At 73.6% G+C, this 18,744-nt stretch carries 14 protein-coding genes; 6 read left to right on the top strand and 8 right to left on the bottom strand.

What is annotated here, in order from left to right:
• The first annotated feature begins 115 nt into the window (after positions 1 to 115).
• From ABZV00_RS05135 to ABZV00_RS05120, 4 genes are all read left to right on the top strand, one after another.
• Positions 116 to 952 carry an MBL fold metallo-hydrolase gene (locus ABZV00_RS05135; protein WP_355601973.1) on the top strand — a complete coding sequence of 279 codons (837 nt, stop codon included), beginning with the start codon at positions 116 to 118 and terminating at the stop codon, positions 950 to 952.
• Positions 949 to 4,569, top strand: a complete 3,621-nt coding sequence (locus ABZV00_RS05130) for an adenylate/guanylate cyclase domain-containing protein (RefSeq protein WP_355601971.1) — start codon at positions 949 to 951, stop codon at positions 4,567 to 4,569. Before ABZV00_RS05135 ends, ABZV00_RS05130 begins: the two co-directional genes overlap by 4 nt.
• A 139-nt stretch (positions 4,570 to 4,708) precedes the next feature.
• On the top strand, positions 4,709 to 5,221 hold the full coding sequence (locus ABZV00_RS05125) for a hypothetical protein (protein WP_355601969.1): 513 nt from the start codon (positions 4,709 to 4,711) through the stop codon (positions 5,219 to 5,221).
• 30 nt (positions 5,222 to 5,251) lie between these two features.
• Complete coding sequence (locus ABZV00_RS05120) at positions 5,252 to 6,751, top strand: serine/threonine-protein kinase (protein ID WP_355601967.1); 1,500 nt, start codon at positions 5,252 to 5,254, stop codon at positions 6,749 to 6,751.
• On the opposite strand, the gene ABZV00_RS05115 is transcribed toward ABZV00_RS05120, so the two are convergent.
• Positions 6,738 to 7,076, bottom strand: a complete 339-nt coding sequence (locus ABZV00_RS05115; RefSeq protein ID WP_355601965.1) for a hypothetical protein — start codon at positions 7,074 to 7,076, stop codon at positions 6,738 to 6,740. The genes ABZV00_RS05120 and ABZV00_RS05115 overlap by 14 nt on opposite strands.
• A gap of 171 nt (positions 7,077 to 7,247) precedes the next feature.
• Here ABZV00_RS05115 and ABZV00_RS05110 point away from each other — a divergent pair, with 171 nt between their 5' ends.
• The gene (locus ABZV00_RS05110; protein WP_355601963.1) at positions 7,248 to 8,189 is read left to right on the top strand and encodes a transporter substrate-binding domain-containing protein; all 942 of its coding nucleotides are present in this window, start codon (positions 7,248 to 7,250) and stop codon (positions 8,187 to 8,189) included.
• Positions 8,186 to 9,400, top strand: a complete 1,215-nt coding sequence (locus ABZV00_RS05105) for a hypothetical protein (RefSeq protein WP_355601961.1) — start codon at positions 8,186 to 8,188, stop codon at positions 9,398 to 9,400. Before ABZV00_RS05110 ends, ABZV00_RS05105 begins: the two co-directional genes overlap by 4 nt.
• A gap of 31 nt (positions 9,401 to 9,431) precedes the next feature.
• On the opposite strand, the gene ABZV00_RS05100 is transcribed toward ABZV00_RS05105, so the two are convergent.
• From ABZV00_RS05100 to ABZV00_RS05070, 7 genes are read right to left on the bottom strand one after another with little or no spacing between them, the layout of a single operon-like run.
• Complete coding sequence (locus ABZV00_RS05100) at positions 9,432 to 10,595, bottom strand: acyl-CoA dehydrogenase (protein WP_355601959.1); 1,164 nt, start codon at positions 10,593 to 10,595, stop codon at positions 9,432 to 9,434.
• Complete coding sequence (locus ABZV00_RS05095) at positions 10,592 to 12,616, bottom strand: biotin carboxylase N-terminal domain-containing protein (RefSeq protein ID WP_355601957.1); 2,025 nt, start codon at positions 12,614 to 12,616, stop codon at positions 10,592 to 10,594. Before ABZV00_RS05095 ends, ABZV00_RS05100 begins: the two co-directional genes overlap by 4 nt.
• A 14-nt stretch (positions 12,617 to 12,630) precedes the next feature.
• Complete coding sequence (locus ABZV00_RS05090) at positions 12,631 to 14,232, bottom strand: carboxyl transferase domain-containing protein (RefSeq protein WP_355601955.1); 1,602 nt, start codon at positions 14,230 to 14,232, stop codon at positions 12,631 to 12,633.
• On the bottom strand, positions 14,229 to 15,425 hold the full coding sequence (locus ABZV00_RS05085; protein ID WP_328421292.1) for an acyl-CoA dehydrogenase family protein: 1,197 nt from the start codon (positions 15,423 to 15,425) through the stop codon (positions 14,229 to 14,231). The genes ABZV00_RS05090 and ABZV00_RS05085 overlap by 4 nt, the downstream gene beginning before the upstream one ends.
• The gene (locus ABZV00_RS05080) at positions 15,422 to 17,134 is read right to left on the bottom strand and encodes an acyclic terpene utilization AtuA family protein (RefSeq protein ID WP_355601952.1); all 1,713 of its coding nucleotides are present in this window, start codon (positions 17,132 to 17,134) and stop codon (positions 15,422 to 15,424) included. The genes ABZV00_RS05085 and ABZV00_RS05080 overlap by 4 nt, the downstream gene beginning before the upstream one ends.
• Positions 17,131 to 17,937, bottom strand: coding sequence for a TIGR03084 family metal-binding protein (locus tag ABZV00_RS05075; protein ID WP_355601950.1), 807 nt, complete (start codon positions 17,935 to 17,937; stop codon positions 17,131 to 17,133). Before ABZV00_RS05075 ends, ABZV00_RS05080 begins: the two co-directional genes overlap by 4 nt.
• A 39-nt stretch (positions 17,938 to 17,976) precedes the next feature.
• Entirely contained in the window at positions 17,977 to 18,582 is a 606-nt protein-coding gene (locus tag ABZV00_RS05070) for a TetR/AcrR family transcriptional regulator (protein WP_355601948.1), read from the bottom strand.
• Positions 18,583 to 18,744 lie beyond the last annotated feature (162 nt).

The following is an 18,744-nucleotide window of genomic DNA, read 5'->3' as shown; positions in this document are numbered from 1 at the left end:
GCCACCCCCGCGACCATGCACTTCCGGCCCGGATGAAAGCCCTGAACAGGGATGAATCAGGGACCGAACGTGCATGATCGCGGGGTGTGGCGGGCGGGGTCGTACGATCGCAGCCATGAGCGGGCACGTGACGGCGCCGGCGGCGGCCCTCGCCGACGAGCTGCCGAGCTGGGTGACGCTGCTGCGCGCGCCGAACCCTGGCCCGATGACCCTCGACGGCACCAACACCTGGGTGCTGCGCGCCCCGGCGGCGGAGTACGGCGTCGTGGTCGACCCGGGGCCGGCGGACGAGGGACACCTGACCCGGATCGCCGCGACCGGCCCGGTCGGGCTGATCCTGATCACCCACGGCCACCCCGACCACACCGAGGGCTCCGCCCGGTTGAGCGAGTTGCTCGGTGGGGTGCCGGTACGCGCCGTCGACCTGGCACACAGCATCGGCGCCGAGCCGCTGGCCGCCCGGCCCGAGCCACTGGACCTCCCCGGTCTGGCGGTGCGACCGGTACGCACCCCCGGGCACACCGCCGACTCGGTCTGCCTGCACGTCGAGTACGGCGACGAGCGGGTGGTGCTCACCGGTGACACCATCCTCGGCCGGGGCACCACGGTGGTGGCCCACCCGGACGGGCACCTCGGCGACTACCTGACCAGCCTGGAGTTGCTGTCCGCGTACCGGGGGATCCCGGCGCTGCCCGGGCACGGCCCGGCGCTGGCCGACTGCGCTGCGGCGGCCGACTTCTATCTCGCCCACCGTCGGGCCCGGCTTGACCAGGTGCGGGCGGCGGTCACCGCCGGTGCCGGAACCCCCGCCGAGGTGGTCGCGAAGGTCTACGCCGACGTGGACCGCTCGCTCTGGTGGGCCGCCGAGTGGTCGGTCCGCGCCCAGTTGGAGTACCTGGGGGTCGCCACCGGGGAATCTGAGCCGGGGGTCAGTGGGTTGGAACACACGTGACCTGCCCCGTGTGTGGAACCGTCGCCGTTCCCGGTGCCCGGTTCTGCCACAATTGCGGTGCCGCGCTGCCGGCCGCCGCGACGTTGCCGGCGGCCGAGCGCCGGGTGGTCACCGTGCTCTTCGGGGACCTTTCCGATTTCACCTCCTGGTCCGAGGATCTTGACCCGGAACGGGTCGGTGCGGTCACCGACCGGGTGCTCGCCGCCCTCGCCGGCGCGGTGAAGACCTTCGGCGGACACGTCGACAAGCTGACCGGTGACGGGATCATGGCGGTCTTCGGCGCCCCGGTGGCGCACGAGGATGACGCCGAACGCGCGGTCCGGGCCGCCCTGTCGATGCAGCGGGCGGTCCGCCGGGTGCTCGACGACGAGCGGGGCGGCGGTGCGCCGCTCGGGCTGCGGGTCGGGCTGAACACCGGCGACGTCATCGCGGGCATCCAGGCCGCCATCGAGTACACGGTCATCGGGGACACGGTGAACACCGCCGCCCGGCTGGCCGACGCCGCCGCGGTCGGTGCCGTCTACGCCGGCGCGCGGACCGCCGCCGCCACCCGGCACGTCGCCTCCTGGCGGGCGCTGCGCCCGCTGCGGCTCAAGGGCAAGCGCGAGCCGGTCGAGGCGTACGAGCTGCTGGGTCTGCTGGACGCGCCGGGCACCCGGTCCGGCCTCGGCGACGAGGCGCCCTACGTGGGCCGGGAGACCGAGATCGGCCGGGTCGCCGGGCGGCTCGCCGAGGTGATCGACCAGGGTGACCCGAGGGTGCTGCTGATGACCGCCGAGGCGGGCATCGGCAAGTCCCGGTTCGCCGCCGAGGTGGAACGCCTCGCCGCCGGGTACGACGTGGGCGCCGGCCGGTACGCCGCGCACACCGGTGCCCGGGTCCTCTCGGTGCGCTGCGCCGCCTTCGGTGAGCGGCGCCGGCTCGCGCCGCTGGCCGACCTGGTCCGCGCCGCCGTCGGCCTGCCCAGTGACGCGGCCACCGCGTTGACCCGGCCAGCGGTCGAGGAGCGGCTGCGCCGGCTCGGCCAGCGCCTGGCCCGGGCCGGCAGTGAGCAGCCGCCGATCGTCACCGATCAAGTGCTCGCCCTGCTCGGCTATGCCGACCTTCCCGCCCACGGCGGCACCGACAACGGCGAGTGGGGCAGCGCGGGCGCGCCGGCGGCCGACGCCGAGGCGGTGCCGAACGCGGTCGCCGACCTGCTCAGTGGGCTCGCCATGGAGGCGCCGCTGGTGATCGTGGTGGACGACCTGCACGACGCCACCGCCGAGACGATCCGCGCTCTCGGGCTGACCCTGTCCCGACTCACCGGCCCGGTGCTGGTGCTGCTGCTCGGCCGCCCCGAGCTGGTCCGTACCGCCGGCGCGCTGACCCGGGTCGCGGACGCCGAGGTGCACTCCCTGCCGCCGCTGCGCGGCGCCGATGCCGCTCGACTGCTCACCAGTTACCTCAGCGGCGGCAAGCTGCCGCAGGCCGACACGGACCGGCTGCTGGCCACCGCCCAGGGCAACCCGTTCTACCTGGCCGAGCTGGTCACCCTGCTGATCGAGCGCGGAGCGCTCACCACGGTGGAACCAGGGCGCGGCAACCGGGGCGCACCCGGAGAGCGGGACCAGGGCTCGACGGCCGGCTGGCGGCTCGTGCCCGGCTCGCTGGGCAGCCGGTTGCTCTCCCGGGACCTCGCCGCCGTGCTCGCGGCACGCATCGACGCGCTGCCGCCGGACGCCCGCTCTGTGCTGCGCGACGCCGCGGTCGTCGGTGACACGGTCCCGACCGGTGCGCTGGAGGCGCTGCGCGACCAGCGGGCCGGCCGCGACGGCCGACCCTCGGCGGTGGTCGCCGTCGAGCTCGACCGAGCCGTCGAGGAGCTGCTGCAACGGCGGATGCTGCACCGCACCCGTACCGGCTACGCGTTCGCCACCCCGTTGATGCGGGAGGCCGCGTACGCCGGGGTGAGCAAGGCGGAGCTGGCCGAGCGGCATGCCGCGCTGGCGCGCTGGGCGGCGCCGGGGGACGAGACGGCGGCCGGCGGGCCGGGCGGGTTCAACGAGGAGGCCCGGGACGACTTCGTGGCGACGCACGTCGAGCGGGCCGCCAGGCTCGCCGACGCGGTGAAGCTGCGTCCGGACGCGTCGGCCCGCGCGGTGGTCCCGCTCGGGGTCGCCGCGCTCGGCCGGGCCGCCCGCCGGTCACTGTCGGCGGGCGAGCCGGCGCTGGCCGTGGAGTACGCGGAGCGCGCCACCGAACTGGCCCGCGACGGGGTGCCGGCGGCCGACCGGGTGGTGCATGCCCGGGCGCTGCTCCAGATCGGTCGGGTCGTCGACGCCCTCGCCTTCGCCGAGAAGATTGCCGCGAACGCCGGGGACGAGGCGATCCGGGTCAGCGCCCTGCTGCTCGCCGGGCAGGCTCAGCAGACCGTCGGTGACCAGGGCCGGGCGGTGGTCGCCTGGCAGGAGGCGTTGCAGGTGGCCACTGCCGCCGGGCTGCCCACGCTGCGCGCCTCCGCGATGCGCCGGCTCGGCATGGCCGACTTCGTGGCCGGGCGGCTGAGCCAGGCGAGCAGCCGGTTGGCCGCTGCGTACCAGGTCAGCCTCGGCGCGCAGGACCGGCGCGGGCAGGCCTGGTCGTTGCAGAACCTGGCCTGGGTGACCACCACCCGGGGCGACTTCGCCGGCACCGACGCGGTGCTCGGCCGGGCCGCCCGACTCTTCGCCGAGCTGAAGGACCCGTACGGGCGGGCCTGGCTGCGGGGCACCACGGCTTTCGCCCGGCTGCTCGCAGGCCGGCTGCGGGAGGCGTGTCGGATGGCGCAGGTCTTCCTGCCCTTCGGCGAGCGGGTCGGGGAGGCGTGGGCGGTGGGCACGCTGCGCGCGGTGGCGGCGTTCGCCACGGCCGAACTGGGCGACCTGGCCGAGGCGGATCGGGAGGCCCGGCGGGCGTATCGCGAGTTCGCGGCCGCCTCCGACGACTGGGGGCGCGGGTTCGCGCTGGTGGTCCGGGCCGTGGTGGCGCGCGGGCTGGGCGAGCCGGAGCACGCGGCCGACCTGCTCACCGACGCCGTGGCGTACGCCGAGCTGACCTCGCACCCGCTGCTCACCGGGATGGCCGGGACGCTGCGTGGCTTCGTGGCGCTGGACATGGGCGACTGCGAGACCGCCGAGCAGGCCGCCCGCGCGGTGCTGACCGCCGTCGAGCCGCACAACCCGCAGGCCCCGGCGCAGGTGGCACCCCGGGTGCTGCTGGCCACCGCCCGGTTGGCCGCCGGCGACCCGGCGACCGCGGTCGGCCTGCTCGCCCCGGTGGCCACCGCAGCCGTGACCGCACCCTCGCTGCTCTTCTCCCGCCGCCAGGCGATGGCCCGGTACGCGTCGGCGCTGCTCGCCCACGGTCAGCGGGACCAGGCGCTGGACTGGGCCCGGCGGGCGGTCGCCGCGCCGGCCGAGGACGTGCGTAGTCAGGTGATCGCGGCCAGTGTGCTGGCCGAGGCGCTGGCCGCGTGCGGTCACCCGGCGGAGGCACTGGCCAGTGCGGACGAGGCGGTTCGGCTGGCATACGCGACCGAGCAGCGCAGCGAACGCGCCGCCGCCGACGCCCTGCGCGCGCGGCTCGCCGCCGTCTAGCCGCAGCGGTCCGCCGGCTGCCGGGACCCGATCCGGTTTTGACGGTTCCGGGGATGTGGTTGGTCGGGGCGAGCGGCTAGCGTGTCAACACCGTGCGGTGGTCCACAGGTGATCGTCGCCGCGCCTGGGGAGGCCCTTCATGAAGTTGCCGCGTTCCGCCGCGGGCTGGACAATCGCTGTCTTCGGCGTGTTGGCGCTGGTGATGGGCGTGCTCGGGCTGCTCTGGCCGGAGGCGCTGCTGCGCATGCTCGGGTTGGACGTGCCGACCACTCGCTCCGCCGGTGACCACACTGGCACGTTCCTGCTGGCGTCCTCGATGGCGTCGTTCAACATGGGGGTCTACTACCTGCTCGCCACGGTCACCGAGTGGCGGGCCTTCTACCGGTTCACGGTGGTCTTCCGTCTGGTCACCTTCACCGTGTTCACCATCGCCGTGCTGGCCGACATCGCCCCCGACCGGTTCTTCGGGGTGGCCGCCTGGGAGGGGCTGGGCGCACTGGCCACCGCCGTCGGCCTGCGCCTCGACGCCCGCAGGGGCGCGCCGGTCGGCATCGACGCGACGCCCGACGGCACCGACCCGGCCTTGCCGGCGGGCGACGCCGGGGACGGTCCCGGCGCTGCCGGCGCCGCTCCGGCGGACGCGGTGCGCTGAGCGACTGGCCGGGTTGGGTATTTTCGAGCAGTGACCGACACCCCGACTGGCGGCTTGCCAGTGCCGATCGTGCCCGGTCTGACCGATTTGCGGGTCTTTGCCCGGGGCGGTTACGCGACCGTCTACCAGGCCACCCAGATCTCGGTGGGGCGTGAGGTCGCCGTCAAGGTGGAGAACCGCACGCTGGACAGCGAGCGCGACCAGGCCCGTTTTCTTCGTGAGGCGCGGGCGGCCGGGCGGATGTCGTCGCACCCGCACGTGGTGGACCTCTTCGACGTCGGGGTCACCATCGACCAGCACCCCTACCTGATCATGGAACTCTGCGACGGGTCGTACGCCGAGCGCATGCGCACGTCGCCGCTGGGCCCGATCGAGGCTCGCGACCTCGGCCTCAAGATCGCTGACGCGCTTGCCCACTCGCACGCGGCCGGCGTGCTGCACCGCGACGTCAAGCCGGCGAACATCCTCTACTCGCCCTTCAACTCGGCGGTACTCGCCGACTTCGGGCTGGCCGTGCTCGCGGAGCATCGGGACGCCTCGGTCACCCTGGAGGTGCTCACGCCGGCGTACGCGCCGCCGGAGATGTTCAGCCACAGCCCGCCGTCGCCGGCCGTCGACGTGTACGCGCTCTGCGCCACCCTCTACGCGGTGATGCACGGCCGGCCGCCGCGCTGGCAGTCCGAGCGCAACCCCAGCCTGGTCACCGTGCTGGAGATGTTCAACCAGCCGGTCCCCACCCTGCCCGGCGTGCCGGACGAGCTGATCGACGTGCTGCGCGTCGGCATGGCCAACGACCCGGCCGACCGGCCCTCCGCCCTCGAACTGCACGAACTGCTCGCCAGCCTGCCGCTCGGCTCGCCGTCGGCACCCGTCAGCGGCGCCCCGGTCAGCGGCGGCCCGACCCACTCCGGCCCGTACGCCACCGGCCAGCCCGTACCCCGCCCTCCGGTCGAGGACGCCCACCCAACGGCTCCCGGCGGGCGGCGCTCCCTGCGGCGCTGGTTCCTCGGCGGCGCCGGGGTTCTCGCGCTCGCTGCCTCGGCAACCGCCGGAGCCCTGGTGGCCAGCAGCCCGCAGCCGCCCAGCCCGACCCCGTCGGTGAGTCGGGCCGCCGCGCCAGCGACCGGGCCACTGCCCGGCTGCACCACCGCCGCCGGCGCGCAGACCGCCCTGCCGGACGGCGCACGATGCCTGCCCGAGCTGGAGTGCTTCGGCCCGGTGCGGATCCGCGGCACCCGTGCCGAGGCGGTCCGGGTCCCCTGCGCCGGGCGGCACACCTGGGAGACGTACGCCGAGGGCCTCCTGCCGGTGTCGCTGATCGGCGCCGAATACGACGACGTGGTCGCCGCCGAGCCGGTAGGCAAGGTGTGCAGTGCGACCACGTTCCGGTTGACCACCGGGATCACCGAGTCGGCCGGCTGGCACCTGGAGGTGCTGCCGCCGGTGGACGGCAGCATCGACCGGACCTACCGGTGCCTGGCCGGGCGGGGCGTGGACGCGCTCACCGCGCCCACCCTCACCGGTCGCTGAGCCCGCCCGGCCCGCGCCGCCGTTCATGCACCGCACGCAACGCGTCCCGGCTGTCCAGGGCGTCGAGGGTGTCCGCGTCCAGCCCGTACGGCATTAACTCCGGCGGCCCGGCGGCCGGCCGGTCCGCCGGCTCCGGGTCGTCGCCCTGTCGGGCGGCGGAGACGGCCACCCCGGCGACCATGGTCAGCAGGACACAGAGCAGCGCGAGGACCACGCCGAGAAGATCCTGGCGGCGCCAGACGACCAGCATGACCAGCGGCGCGAGGGCTCCCAGCGCCGCGACCACCGCTACGATCCGCGCATCGGGCCTGGACAGTCGGCTCACCCCTCCAGCATGTCGCGGCCGGGCCGGCTGTCAACCGCAGAGAGCCGACCGGCGCGTCGCTCCGAGTCGATCGATCGGCTTGGCTGGACTGACCCGATCGGTGCGCACACGCAATGGGCAGGAGCCGCTACTCTCGGTGTCCCGCAGGCTCTTTCGGCAGCGAGGTCGCCCATGAACTCAGGCAGTTCGCAGTCCCGGCTCCGCTCGATCGCGACGACGTTGGCGGTCGCCCTGACCCTCACCCTGGCCGCCGCCGCCGGGTGCGACAGCCGTCAGGAGCCGGACCTGCCGTCCGTGCAGGAGAAGATGCGCGAGACACGCATCTACGGCCAGTCGAAGCTGCGCATCGGTGTCGCCACGAACGAGCCGCTCATGGGTGAGTTGCGAAACGGCCAACACGTCGGTTTCGACGTCGAGATCGCCCGGTACGTCGCCGCCTCCCTCGGCTACGAGGGGGACCAGCGGCTGGAGTTCATTCCGGTGGCCACCGAGGAGCGGATCCCGGCGCTGCAGGGCGGCACGGTAGACCTCGTGGTGTCCAGCTTCTCCATGACCGAGAAGCGCAAGGAGGTCGTGAGCTTCGCCGGGCCGTACTTCGTCACCACCCAGGAGGTGATGGTGCCGACCCGGCTGAGGGGCAAGATCAGCACCATTGAGGACCTTCGTAACCCGGACTACAAGATCTGTACCAGCGGCGGCTCCACCTCCGAGGCCGAGCTGGAAAGTCACCAGGTCAGGGCCTTGGTCGTGAAGACCGTTGGTGACTGCGTCGCCGGCATCCGGGCAGGCCGCTACGACGCGGTCAGCTCCGACGAGACGATCCTCGCCGGCTTCCTGGCCCGTCACCCGAAGGAGTTCGAGATCGTCGACCTGCCGTTCGGCACCAGCGAGTTGCTGGGCGTCGGTGTGCCGATCGGCGACCCGGCACTGCGCGACCTGGTTGCGTTCTTCCTACAGAAGAGCTACCAGCAGGGGCGGGACGAGGAGGCAAGTCCCTGGCAGACCGCGTACAACAGGACTCTGGGCCCGTGGCTGAAGGCCGAGAAGCGCCAGCCGCAGCCGCTGGAGGTGCCAAAGCTGGTCGACTTCGACGACAAGGCGCCCGCGAAGTGAGCACGGCGGCGACCGCCACCGGCGGCGACGGCCCGGTCCCGCCGCCCCGCACGTCCGTGCCGGGCGCCGCCGCGTCGCCGAGCATCGACGGTACGGAGGCTGCCGCGTCCTCGGCTGTCGACGGTTCGGCCGCTGGCGCCGTGGGTGGCGTCGACTGGCCGGTCGGCGTGCCGGCCGCCGAACCCGCCGAGCCGGTCGTCGCCGACGTCGAGCCCGGGCGGGTCCGGTGGGACCCGGCGGAGCGGCGCGCCCGCGCCAGCCAGTCGTTCTGGACCGCCGTGGTGGGCGTACCGGCGATCTTCTCGGTTCTCCGCCTCGGGGTGGAGGCGGGCGGCGAACTCCAGACCACGCTGCTGCTGGTGGCGAACGTCGGGCCGGTCAACCTGCTGGCCGGCTTCCTGACCACGGCGGCCCGGCTGCTCTCCACCGGCATGGTCGCCGTCTTCGCGCTCGGCGCGGTGCTGGCCGTCAGCGCGGATCGACTCCCGCCGGCCACCCGTCGTCGGCCGCTCTTCGCGCGCTGGGTCGACATCACCCCGGCCTGGGTGGTGCTGGCAAGTTTCCTGCTCGCCCTGATCACCTGGCCGCTGCTCTACCTTCCGCTGCTGTTGCCGGCGTTCGTGGCCGCGTTCCAGCTCCGCCCCGGCCGGCTGCACGAGCGGGTCGCGCCACGAGTGTTGCTGATCGTCGCGCTGCTCGCCGGGTACGGCTGGCTGGTGCTGCCCACGCTGCGCGACGCGGTGGACCAGGGGGGCGAGCGGCCGGTGCTGGCGCTCATCGTGGTGCCGCCGTTGCTGGCACTATTCATCGCCGGGCCGCTGCCCGGGATGGTGATCCGGCCGCTGGCGTCGGTGACCGAGGTGGCGGTGCTGGCCATGCTGGTCTGGGCCGCGCTGCCGGTGATCAGCACGCCGGTGCTGCCGCTGACCGTCACCACGGTGGGCGCGGAGAACGGCCCCACCGAGGACGTTCGCGGGCACGTGGTCACCACCGACGACGTCAACATGGTGATCCTTCAGGAGCAGGGCGGCGTGCGGTACGTCCCGGTCGACCTGGTACGCGCCCAGGTGCTCTGCCCGAGCGAGGAGGAGCTCCCCCGACACCGGCTGCGCATCCACGACTTCCACGTCGAGGACTCGCTGCTGGAGGGGCTGGGCCGCCGCGTCCGACCGGTGCACCGCATCGACGCCGCCTGCCGCACTCCCGGTTGAATGCTGCCGCTGTGGCTCGTGGTGGGGCGGGTCAGTAGGACTTGTCCTGGCCGAGGACGTGCTGGGCGACGAAGTTGAGGATCATCTCCCGGCTGACCGGGGCGATCCGGCCGGCCCGAACCGCGCCGAGCAGGGTGGCCACCCCGTACTCGGTGGTCATGCCGGCCCCGCCGAGCGCCTGGACGGCGGTGTCCACGGCGAGCGCGGCGGCCTCCCCGGAGGCGTACTTGGCCATGTTGCCGGCCACCCCGGCCTCCAGGTCGCGGCCGGCGTCGTACAGGGTGGCCGCCTTCTGGATCATCAGTCGGGCCAGTTCCACCTGTACCGCCGCGTGCGCCAGCGGGTGCGACACCGCCTGGTGGGAGCCGATGGTCCGACCACCCCACACCTTGCGGGTGGCGGTGTACTCGCTGGCCCGCTCGATGGCGTACCGGCCGGTGCCGGCGCCCATCGCGGCCACGGTGATCCGCTCCGGGTTGAGCCCCGCGAAGAGCGCCGGCAGGCCGGCATCCAGCGACTCGCCGACCAACGCGTCGCCGGGCAGTCGCACGTCGTCCAGGTAGAGGAGGAACTGGTTCTCCGGGGACAGGATCTCCATGTCCAGCTTGGACCGGGTCAGCCCGGCCGCGTCCGTCGGCACGAGGAACAGCGCCGGCTTGAGCTTTCCGGTCGCCGCGTCCTCGGTACGGGCCACCACCAGCACGTGGTCCGCCTCGTCGACGCCGGAGATGTAGCACTTGCGGCCGGAGAGGAGCCACCCGTCGCCGTCGCGGCGGGCCACCGTGCCGAGGCGGTGGAAGTTGGAGCCGGCCTCCGGCTCGGTGATCGCGAAGACGATCTTCTGGGAGCCGTCGGCGAGGCCGGGCAGGTGCCGCTTGCGCTGCTCCTCGGTGCCGTGCCGGCTGAGGATGGTGGCCGCGATGGCCGGGGAGACCACCAGCAGCAGCAACGGACAGCCGGCCGCCGCCAACTCCTCGCAGACGATGGCCAGCTCGGTGATGCCGCCGCCCCCGCCGCCGTACTCGGTGGGGATGTTGACCCCCAGGTAGCCGAGCTGGCCGGCCTCGGTCCACAGCTCGGTGGTGTGCTCGCCGGCCTTAGCCTTCTCGACGAAGTAGCCGTGGCCGTACCGGCGGCCCAACGCCCGCACGGCGTCGCGCAGCTGGTCCTGCTCGGGGGTGAGGTCGAAGGTCATCGGGGGTCCTCCTCGGGGTTCGACTGCTCCAGGTCGAGGTGCGGCGCAAGGCGCACCGAGCTGGAGTTGTCGATAACGGCCAGCACGGCGCCGGTGCGCACCTGACCGCCGGCCGGCACCGGCAGTTCGGCGACGACACCGTCGGTCGGGGCGAGCACGGGATGTTCCAACTTCATCGCTTCCAGGGTGAGCAGCGGATCGCCGGCCGCGACCCGTTGGCCGACCTGGACGTGCACCCGGGTTACCGCGCCGGGCAGCGGCGCGAGCAGCGACCCGGCGGCCAACTCCGCGGTGGGCAACGGGAAACGCGGCAGCTCGGTCAGGCTCGCCGCCCCGTCCGGGCCGTCCACGAAGACCGCCGACCCCACCCGGTGTACGCCGTACGCGTGCCGCACGCCGTCGACGTCGAGCACCACCCGGCCCGGGGCGGCCTCGACCAGTGCCACGACGCGATCGGCGACGGGGTCGGTGGACCACTCGGCGAGCCCGCCCGTGCGGTCCAGTCGGTAGCGGACCTCGATCTCGCCGTCCGCCCCGGCGAAGCGGGTGACCTGCGGAACGGCGGGCACGTTGCGCCAGCCCGACGGCAGGCCGGTGAGCACCCGGGAATCGACGCGACGGCCGGCGGCCGAGGCGAGCGCCGCCGCGAGAGCGGCCAGCGGGAGCCGGTTGGCGGGGAGCAGCGAGGTGAAGACCTCCGGGTGCCGGTCCAGGAATCCGGTGTCGATCTCCACGGCGGCGAATGCGGGGCTGCGCAGCACGCGGACCAGCAGATCCCGGTTGGTCGTCAACCCGTGCAGCTCGGCCCGGGCCAGCGCGGTGGCCAGCAGTCGGGTCGCCTCGGCCCGGGTCCGGCCCCACGCGACCAGCTTCGCGAGCATCGAGTCGTAGTGCACGCCGACCACCGAGCCGGCCACCACCCCCGAGTCGAGCCGCAGCCCCGGCCCGGCCAGCGCGCCGAACTCGGTGACCACACCGGGGACCGCGAACCGGTGCAGGGTGCCGGTGGCCGGCCGCCAACTCGCTGCGGCGTCCTCGGCGCAGAGGCGTACCTCGATCGCGTGGCCGGTGCTGGCCGGCAGCGCCGCAGGCAGCGGCTCACCCTCGGCGACGAGCAGTTGCAGCCCGACCAGATCCAGCCCGGTGCACAGCTCGGTGACCGGGTGCTCCACCTGGAGCCGGGTGTTCATCTCCAGGAAGAAGAACTCTCCGCCCGGGGCGAGCAGGAACTCCACCGTGCCGGTGCCCAGGTAGTCGACCGCACGACCAGCGGCCACCGCCGCCTCGTGCAAAGCCGTCCGCACCTCCGCCGGCACGACCGCCGGCGCCTCCTCGACGATCTTCTGGTGCCGGCGCTGGATCGAGCACTCCCGGTCGCCGAGGGCGACCACCCGACCCTGGGTGTCGCCGAAGATCTGCACCTCGACGTGCCGGCCGCGTTCGACGTACCGCTCGATGAAGACCGTGCCGTCGCCGAACGCCGCAGCGGCCTCGCGGCGCGCCGAGGCGACGGCCTCGGCCAGCCCGGCGGCGTCCCGGACGATCCGCATCCCGCGCCCACCGCCACCGGCGGACGCCTTCACCAGCACCGGGAAGTCGGTGATCTCGTCGGTGTCGGTCCAGCTGGGCAGCATCGGCACGCCCGCGTCGGCGAGCAGCGCCTTCGCCGCCAACTTGTCGCCCATCGCGCCGATCACCTTTGCCGGCGGCCCGACCCAGGTCAGCCCGGCGTCGGTCACCGCCGCCGCGAACTCGGCGTTCTCGGCCAGGAAGCCGTAGCCCGGGTGGACGGCGTCCGCGCCGCTGCGGTGGGCCGCGTCCAGGATCAGGTCGACCCGCAGGTACGTCTCGGCCGGCGTGTTCCCCGGCAGCCTCACCGCCTGGTCGGCCTCCAGGACGAACGGCGCCGCGGCGTCCGCGTCCGAGTGCACGGCGACCGTCTCCACGCCGAGCGCTCGGCAGGTCGCGAAGACCCGACGCGCGATCTCCCCCCGGTTGGCCACCAGAAGTCGGTTGATCATATTGGTTCCGCCCCCTACATCCGGAAGACGCCGAAGCCATCAGCGCCCTTCACCGGCCCGTTGTGGATCGCCGACAGGCAGAGCCCGAGGACGGTCCGGGTGTCCCGAGGGTCGATCACCCCGTCGTCGTAGAGCCGGCCGGAGAGGAAGAGCGCGCCGGACTGCGACTCGATCTGCTGCTCGACCATCATCCGCATCGCCGCGTCGGACTCCTCGTCGTAGTCGCGCCCCCGGGCGGCGGCGGCCTGCCGAGCCACGATGGAGAGCACCCCGGCGAGCTGCGCCGGGCCCATCACCGCCGACTTCGCGTTCGGCCAGGTGAACAGGAACCTCGGCTCGTACGCCCGGCCGCACATGCCGTAGTTGCCGGCCCCGTACGAGGCACCGAGGTTCACCGTCAGGTGCGGCACCGTCGAGTTGGAGACCGCGTTGATCATCAATGCGCCGTGCTTGATGATGCCGCGCTGCTCGTACTCGGTGCCGACCATGTAGCCGGTGGTGTTCTGCAGGAAGATCAGCGGGGTGTCGGCGACGTTCGCGAGCTGGATGAACTGCGCCGCCTTCTGCGCCTCCTCGCTGAACAGCACCCCCCGGGCGTTGGCCAGCACGCCCACCGGGTAACCGTGCAGCTCGCCCCAGCCGGTGACCAGCGCATCCCCGTACGCCGGCTTGAACTCGTCGAAGTCGCTGCCGTCCAGGATCCGGGCCAGCACCTCACGCGGGTCGAACGGCACCTTGAGGTCGGCGCTGGCGATGCCGAGCAACTCCTCCGGGTCGTACTTCGGCGGCTGCGGGACGGCCGTACGCGGCGGCGGGCCCTGCTTGCGCCAGTTCAAACGGCGGACACACTGCCGGGCCAGCCGGATGCCGTCCCGCTCGTCCTCGGCCAGGTAGTCGGCGAGCCCGGACGTGCCGGCGTGCATCGTCGCCCCGCCCAGCGACTCGTCGTCGGTGACCTCACCGGTCGCCATCTTCACCAGGGGCGGCCCGGCCAGGTAGACCTGCGAACGGTCCCGGATCATGATCACGTGGTCGGACATCCCCGGCACGTACGCGCCACCGGCCGTGGCGTTGCCGAAGACCACGCTGACCGTGGGGATGCCCGCCGCGGAGAGCCGGGTCAGGTCGCGGAACACCCGACCGCCCGGGATGAAGATCTCCGCCTGGGTCGGCAGGTCCGCCCCGGCCGACTCGACCAGGTTGACCATCGGTAGCCGGTTGGCCAGCGCGATCTCGCCGGCCCGCCGGGTCTTCGCCAGCGACCACGGGTTGACGGCGCCGCCACGTACCGTCGGGTCGTTGGCGATGATCAGGCACTCCACGCCCTCGACCACCCCGATGCCGGTGACCACGCTGGCACCGACCGGGAAGTCCGTGCCGAACGCGGCGACCGGCGACAGCTCCAGGAACGGGCTGTCGGCGTCCACCAGCAGCTCGATCCGCTCCCGGGGAAGCAGCTTGCCGCGGGAGTGGTGCCGGGTCACGGACTTCTCGCCGCCACCGGCCCGGGCCTGGTCCAGCGCGGCGTCCAGTTCGGTCAGCCGGTCCAGCAGCGCCGCCCGGTTCGCCGTTGGCCCCGGTGCGGACGGGTCGATCGCACTGTCCAGAATGCTCACAGCCCCATCCCCTTCGCGATGATCTCATTCATGATCTCGGTGGTGCCGCCGCCGATGCCGAGGATCCGGGCGTCCCGGTAGTGCCGCTCCACCTCGGCGTCGCGGAGGTAGCCGAAGCCGCCGTGCAACTGCAACGCCTGGTCGACGACCTGGTCGCAGGCGGCCACCGCCATGTTTTTGGCCATCGCCACCTCGGTCACCACCGGCTCCCCGGCCGCCACCCGCGCGGCCACCTCGTGCACGTACGACCGGGCCGCCTCGGCGCGGGTGTGCATCTCGGCCAGCCGGTGCCGGACCAACTGCCGGCTGGCCAGCGGGCGCCCGAAGGTCTCCCGGTCCCGGCACCAGCGCACGGCCAGCTCGACACAGCGCTGCGCGGTGGCGTACGCCTGGGTGGCCAGCGAGAGCCGCTCCGCCGCGAAGTGCTGCATGATCGCCAGGAAGCCGGTGTTCTCCGCGCCGATCCGGTTCGCCACCGGCACCCGTACGTCCACGAAGGAGAGCTCGGCGGTGTCGGAGCAGTGCCAGCCGAGCTTCTCCAACCGGCGGCCCACGGTGAAGCCGGGCGTGCCCTTGTCGATCACCAGCAGGGTGAGTTCGCCGCTACCCGGAAATTCGGTGCAGACCGCCGTGGTCACGAAGTCGGCCCGGTGCCCGCTGGTGATGTAGGTCTTCGACCCGTTCACCACGTAGTGGTCGCCGTCGCGGCGGGCGGTGGTGCGGATCCCGGCCACGTCCGAGCCGCCGTCCGGCTCGGTGATCGCCAGCGCGCCGATCATCGTGCCGGCCAGGGTGGGCCGGACGTACCGCTCGACCAGGTCGTCGGCGCCGGGCGTCGTCGTGCCGCCGAGCCGGCCGCCCAGCGAGCCGCCGGGGTGGACGCCGGCTGCCGCGACCATGTGTGGCAACGCGATGCCGTGCGTGAACAGCGCTGCGACCAGGCCGGACGAGCCGCCGGAGCGGATCAGCTCCTCGGTCACGATGATCGAGTCGAGCAGATCACCGCCGCTGCCGCCGACCGACTCGGGGAAGCTGATGCCGAGCAGGCCGAGCTTCGCGGCGGTGGCGTGCAGTGCCCGGGGCACCTCACCGGCGCGTTCCCACTCGTCGAGGTGCGGCAGCACCTCGCGGGTCACGAAGGCGCGCGTCAGCTCGCGCAGTTGCCGCCGCTCCGGAGTGTCCACGATGCTCATGGCGTCTCCTCGCCCGTGCCGGCCGATGCCGCCGGGCCGGTCGGCACGTTGACCGGCAGGTCGACGATCCGGGAGCGCAGCAGCTCACCGAGTGCCTTGGCCTGCGGGTCGAACCGGGTGGACGCGGCCACCCCCGCCCCGAGCAGTCCCTCGATCACGAAGTTGACCGCGCGCAGGTTCGGCAGCTCGTACCGATGCACGGCCAGCGAATCGGTCTCCGGCAGCAGTTCCGCCAGCCGTTCGACGGTCAACCACTCGCGCAGCCAGGCGTACCCGGCGTCGGAGCGCGCCCAGACGCCGAGGTTGGCGTCGCCGCCCTTGTCCCCGGAGCGCGCGCCGACCACTTCGCCGAGGGCTCCCCGCCGGGTCGGGCCCTCGACCGCGGCCGCCCCGCCACCCGGTGACGTCTCGGTCTCCGGCGCGGGCGGAGCGCCGGTACGGATCGGTGGGGCGATCGGCACCCGTTCGCCGCCGGGCAGCACCGCCACGTGCGACACAGCATCCTGCGGCGCGGTGTCGGCGGTGAAGACGCCGTACGGTGTGGCGTCGCCCGGCAGGGTGGTCAGCGTGCAGCCCGGGTAGGAGGCCAGCGCCAGTTCGACGGCGGCGGCCGAGAAGGCCCGACCGGCCCGCGTCCGGTCGCTGTCGTGCAGGTGTACGTGGAGCAGGGCGCTGGCCGCCTCGGTGTCGACGGCGTCCGGGTGGTCGGTCCGGGCCAGCACGAACTCCAGCCCGTCCTTGCCCACCGCCTCCTCGACCTGGCCGCGGACCAGGGCTGCCTTCGCCTCGATGTCCAGCCCGCAGAGCACGAAGGTCATCGAGTTGCGGAAGCCACCGAGGTTGTTGACGCCCACCTTCAGCGTCGCCGGCGGTGGGGTGCCGTGGACGCCGGAGACCAGGACCCGGTCCGGCCCGTCGGGTCGCAGCGTCACAGTGTCCAGCCGGGTGACCACGTCCGGCCCCAGGTACGCCGGCCCGCCGATCTCGTAGAGCAGTTGGGCGGTGACCGTCTCCACGGTGACCGCGCCGCCGGTGCCCGGATGCTTGGTCAGCACCGTGGAGCCGTCCGGGTACACCTCGGCGATCGGGAAGCCGGGCCGGCGCCCACCGTCGGGCAGCTCAGTAAAGAAGCTGAAGTTGCCCCCGGTGACCTGCGCGCCGCACTCGATGAGGTGCCCCGCGACGGTCGCCCCGGCCAACTGGTCCAGGTCGTCGCGGCTCCATCCGTACCGGGCGATGGCCGGGCCGACCACCAGCGACGCGTCGGTGACGCGGCCGGTGACCACCACGTCCGCCCCGCCGTCGAGGCAGGCGGCGATCCCGAACGCCCCCAGGTAGGCGTTCGCGGTCAGCGCGTCGGGCCGCTCGATCGTGTCGCCCTCGACGTACCCGACCCGGGCCGGCAGGCCCAGCCGGTCGGCGAGCCGTTCGATGGCGGCAGCCAGGCCGGCGGGGTTCAGCCCACCGGCGTTGGTCACGATCCGCACCCCCCGGTCGAGGGCGGTGCCGAGGCAGGTCTCCAGCTGCCGCAGGAAGGTCTTCGCGTAGCCGAGGTTGGGGTCGCGCAGCCGGTCCCGACCGAGGATCAGCATGGTCAGCTCGGCCAGGTAGTCGCCGGTCAGCACGTCCAGCTCGCCGCCGTCGAGCATCTCCCGCCAAGCGGTGAACCGGTCGCCGTAGAAGCCGGAGGCGTTGCCGATCCGGATCATGACCGCACTCCGTTCCCAGCGGCGGGCGCGGACGGGTCGCGGCCAGCGCCCGGCGGGCCGGCGAACGCCTGTGCCACGTCGAGCCACTCGTCGACGACCGGGCCGCTGGCCAGCAGGGCGGTGTCGGCGCGGTGTCGGCGCTGGGTGACCAGGAGGCAGAAGTCCCGGGCCGGACCGGTCAGCCGGTCGGCGGCGTCCGCCGGACCCCAGCTCCACGTGTCACCGCCGGGCCCGGTCAACTCGACCCGGACCGGCGCCGTCGGTGCCGGCCGGCCGTGCGCCGCGAAGCCGTGCCCGAGGGTACGCACGCCGAGGTGCGCCACGTGTCGGAGCCGGTCGCTGGCGGGGCGGACGACGCCGAGCGCGTCGGCCACATCCTCGCCGTGCGCCCAGGTCTCCATGATCCGGGCGGTCGCCATCGAGGTGGCCGACATTTGGGTGCCGTACCAGGGCAGCTTCGCACCGACCGGGACGGCGGCCAGCGCGGCGGCGAGGGCCGTCCGGCCGGCGCGCCACCGGGCGAGCAACTCGGGCGGTGGCGCGAGGAACTGCTCCGCACCGTGGTCGACCAGCCGGGCCAGGTCCGGTGCGGCGGTCACCGTCGCGAAGAAGGCCGCCGCGTCGGTGGCGGCCAGCAACGCCACGTGGTCGGTCCAGGCGAGGTGGGCGATCTGGTGCCCGATGCTCCAGCTCGGTGCGGGGGTCGGCTGCGCCCAGTCGACCGTCGGCAGCGGGCTCACCAGTGCGTCCAGCTGATCGGACTCGTCGGCCAGATCCGCGAGTAGATCCTTGAGGTCGACCATGGTGCCTCCGGTCAGGGCGGCCCGGCAGCGGGCGGCAGGTCAGGGCGTGAGCAGGGTGGCGAGCTGGCGTTTCCAGGTGGCGAGCAGGGCGGTGCGGCGGGCCGAGTCGTCGCTGAGCAGGTTGGCCACCCCGAGCCCGCGCAGCAGGTCGAGGGTGGCCTGCACCGCCTCGCGGACGCCGGGACGGCGCTCGTCGACGCCGAGCAGGGCGACGGTGAGTCGGTGCATCTCCCGGCCGACCGTCGCCTCCAGTGGCACCAGGGCGTCCCGAAGCTCCCGGTCGGTGCGGGCGGCGACCCAGAGTTCGAGCGCGGCGACGAAGAGCGGCCCGGTGAACGCCGCGGCAAGCAGGTCGATCACCCGGTCCAGCCGCTGCGGCCCGGCGGGCAGCGCCTCCGCCTCGGTGCGCAACTCTTCGGCCCGGCGCTCGGCCAGGTGGGCGACGGCGGCCGTGACCAGCGCGGCTTTGGTGGGGTAATGGTGTAGCTGAGCACCGCGGGAGACGCCGGCCCGGGCCGCGACGACGGTGGTGGTGGTGCCCGACCAGCCGTGCTCGATCAGGCAGTCGACGGTCGCCTCCAGCAGTCGGGCCTGGGTGGCTCGGCTGCGCTTCTGCTGAGGGACGCGCGTCGATGTGGTGGACACGGGGACAGCCTGCGGCCTACGAAACAAACAGTCAAGACTGATTTTTTCTATCCTCGGTGGCGGGCGCAGCTCCTGGACGCGCGGGCCGGTGTCCGTGCTTCCTGGTCCCTGTCGAGCTGCCCCATATTTGGGGCAGCCTCCGCACGCCACGTTCCGCGCAGC

This window comes from Micromonospora sp. NPDC005173, from assembly GCF_040608515.1.
Lineage (GTDB): Bacteria > Actinomycetota > Actinomycetes > Mycobacteriales > Micromonosporaceae > Micromonospora.
This window is presented reverse-complemented; position numbering and strand designations above follow the sequence as displayed.